Raw genomic sequence first — 3183 nt, forward strand, 5'->3', positions numbered from 1 at the left:
GCAATCTGCGCCCCTTGACGTATGACGGCGCACAGATCGGCGAAACCAGATCGCCGTGCAGAAAGACCGCCGTCAGACCCGGCCAGTCGCCGTTCCCATAGCGCAACCCGCCATCAATATCCGAGGTCATGAAATCAACGACCTGATCTTCGAACACGATCTTGACATCGATCCCGGGGTGATCGGCCTTAAAGGCAGGCAAGTTGGGCAAAACGATGCGGTTTGTATAAAAAGGTGCGGCCGTCAGTTTCAGAGTGCCGGTATCCTTGTTTGAGATCTCAGCCGCCGCCGCTTCGATCTCGTCCAGGGCCGCCGTCAAACGCGGCAAAAGTTTTGCCCCCGATGCCGTCAACTCAACGGCGCGTGTTTTGCGGTTGAACAGTTTCACGTCCAACGCCTCTTCCAGCGCCTTTATCTGGTGGCCAACCGCAGCGTCGGACACAAACAACTCTGCCGAGGCATCCTTGAAGCTCAGATGCCGGGCCGCCGCTTCAAAGGCTTTGATCTGGTTGAGATTGGGCAATCGACGCATGGCACGCGTTATAGCCTAGTTTTTCTAGTCTATAGCAAGAAATTTGATCGTTTGTCGAAACACCCCCGTCAAAGTTAGTGTGAATTCAAGGCGCCGAAACAAGCAACCCACTGATATAGAAAGACAAACCCATGACACGCACCTCTTCAGAAATCGTTTTCACCGACCTTGACATCATGCTGCTGCGCGCAGGCGCACCGACCCGCTTTGACAGCCCCTACTGGACCGAACGCAAGGTCGATTGGAGCGTCGTCCGCGACGTCTTTATCTCGCCGGTCACCCGATTGATCCGCGCGGGCTTCAGAATGATCCCCCGCCCACAGGCGTCAGGCACGCAGGCTGCCTGATCCACCCTTCCCATAGCCAGCAAAAGAAAGGGTCGCCCCGATCGCGGCCCTTTTTTTCGTCGGCTTGACTCTGTCCCGCCAAACGCCTAAATCCCGCCCAAACTCCGGAAGTGCCAAAACTTCCGGTCCTTGTTAGATACAGGGATCGCCCTCCGTCAGCGCGTTGCGCCCACGGGGGCAATTGCATTTGGGCCGGTCGTTCATAAGTGAAGGGCCATAGTTGAAACGGTAAAGGATACCGCGCGTATGTTTGAAAATCTGTCCGAACGCCTCTCTGGCGTCTTTGACCGTCTCACCAAACAGGGCGCCCTGTCGGAAGAGGACGTCAAGACCGCCCTGCGCGAAGTCCGCGTTGCCCTTCTTGAGGCCGACGTCTCCCTGCCCGTCGCCCGCGAGTTTGTCAAAAAGGTTCAGGAAAAGGCCACCGGCCAGGCCGTCACCAAATCCGTGACCCCCGGCCAACAGGTCGTCAAGATCGTCCACGATGCGCTGGTTGATACGCTGACCGGCGAAGAAGACCCCGGTACGCTGAAAATCGACAACCCGCCTGCGCCGATGCTGATGGTCGGCCTTCAGGGGGGCGGTAAAACCACCACCACCGGTAAGCTGGCAAAACGTCTGAAGGAAAAAGAAGGCAAACGCGTCCTTCTCGCCTCGCTCGACGTCTACCGCCCCGCCGCAATGGACCAACTGGCCATGCTCGGCCAGCAGATCGGCGTTGACACCCTGCCCATCGTCGCGGGCCAAAAACCGGTCGATATCGCCAAACGCGCCAAGCAACAGGCGACCATGGGCGGCTATGACGTCTATATGCTCGACACCGCTGGACGGCTGCAAATCGACGAAGTCCTGATGAAAGAGGTCGAGGACGTCCGCGACGTGGTCAACCCACGCGAGACGCTTCTGGTCGTCGACGGTCTGACCGGTCAGGTCGCGGTTGAAGTGGCCGAGGAATTTGACGCCAAGATCGGCATCTCGGGCGTCGTCCTGACCCGCATGGACGGCGACGGCCGCGGTGGTGCCGCGCTTTCGATGCGGGCTGTCACCGGTAAACCGATCCGCTTTGTCGGCCTTGGCGAAAAGATGGACGCGCTTGAGACGTTTGAGCCCGACCGTATCGCGGGCCGCATCCTCGGGATGGGCGACATCGTCGCGCTTGTCGAAAAAGCCCAGGAAACCATCGAAGCCGAGCAAGCCGAGCGCATGATGAAGCGCATGGCCAAAGGTCAGTTCAATATGAACGACCTCAAAATGCAGCTTGAGCAAATGATGAAAATGGGCGGCATGGAAGGCGTCATGGGCATGATGCCGGGCATGGGGAAAATGTCCAAGCAGATGGAGGCCGCTGGCATGGACGATAAAGTCCTCAAACGCCAGATCGCGCTGATCCAGTCGATGACCAAACGTGAACGCGCCAATCCGCAAATCCTGCAGGCCAGCCGCAAAAAGCGCATCGCCAAGGGCGCAGGGCTTGAGGTCAGCGAGTTGAACAAACTGCTGAAAATGCAGCGCCAGATGGCGGACATGATGAAAAAGCTCGGCAAAGGCAAAGGTGGCATGATGAAACAAGCCATGAAGTCGATGATGGGCAAAGGCGGTCTTCCGGGCGGAATGCCCGCAGGCATGGACCCCGCTCAAATGGACCCAAAGGCCCTAGAAGCGGCCGCCAAACAAATGGGCATGGGTGGCAAACTGCCCGGCCTTGGCGGCATGGGTGGGCTGCCGTCTGGTCTCTCTGGTTTTGGTAAAAAGAAATAATGTCTTTATCTTTGTCCAAATACTCACAACACAACACCTCAGTGCGCACAACGCCGCAGGGGATGCGCACCGCATGACCCTCACCGCTGCCCCTGTCCTTGAAACCGAACGCTTGACGTTGTGTGGTCCCGAGACCCGCGACACCGAAGCCGTGATCGCGTTTCTTCTGGACAAGGCGCGCGCAGAGTTCTTCGGCCATTGCGACACCCGAGCCGACGCATGGCGCTGGTTTGCATTAATGGTCGGCCACTGGCACATTCATGGCTACGGCTATTTCATCATCGCCGACAAAGAGACAGACAAAGCCGTCGGCCTTTGCGGCGTATGGAACCCCGAAGGCTGGCCAGAGCCGGAAATCGGTTGGGTTGTGTTCGAAGGCTCCGAGGGTAAAGGCATCGCTTACGAGGCCGCAACCCGCGTGCGCCAATACGCCTACCGCGATCTGGGGTTGACGACGATCACCTCAAACATCGTCCCCGGCAACACGCGCTCGATCAAACTGGCAGAACGTCTGGGCGCCACCTATGAGCGCACATATCAAAATGT

Annotated in this window: 4 protein-coding genes; 3 read left to right on the forward strand and 1 reads right to left on the reverse strand. The window is 58.2% G+C overall.

Features of this window, described 5'->3' with window-relative positions; all coding sequences use genetic code 11:
* Nucleotides 1-532 (reverse strand): LysR family transcriptional regulator (locus ACFDSS_RS14290; RefSeq protein WP_375256386.1); only part of this gene is annotated, 532 nt, incomplete at its 3' end.
* A 131-nt stretch (nucleotides 533-663) separates the two neighbouring features.
* Between ACFDSS_RS14290 and ACFDSS_RS14295 the strand changes: the two genes are divergently transcribed.
* The 3 genes from ACFDSS_RS14295 to ACFDSS_RS14305 all read left to right on the forward strand — a co-directional run.
* Nucleotides 664-879 carry a hypothetical protein gene (locus ACFDSS_RS14295; RefSeq protein ID WP_375256387.1) on the forward strand — a complete coding sequence of 72 codons (216 nt, stop codon included), beginning with the start codon at nucleotides 664-666 and terminating at the stop codon, nucleotides 877-879.
* A gap of 246 nt (nucleotides 880-1125) precedes the next feature.
* On the forward strand, nucleotides 1126-2637 hold the full coding sequence (gene ffh / locus ACFDSS_RS14300; protein ID WP_375256388.1) for a signal recognition particle protein: 1512 nt from the start codon (nucleotides 1126-1128) through the stop codon (nucleotides 2635-2637).
* Between the two features lie 73 nt (nucleotides 2638-2710).
* On the forward strand, nucleotides 2711-3183 hold a 473-nt coding region (locus tag ACFDSS_RS14305), incomplete at its 3' end, for a GNAT family N-acetyltransferase (protein ID WP_375256389.1).

The sequence above is a fragment of the Yoonia sp. genome (genome assembly GCF_042093035.1).
Classification (GTDB): domain Bacteria; phylum Pseudomonadota; class Alphaproteobacteria; order Rhodobacterales; family Rhodobacteraceae; genus Yoonia.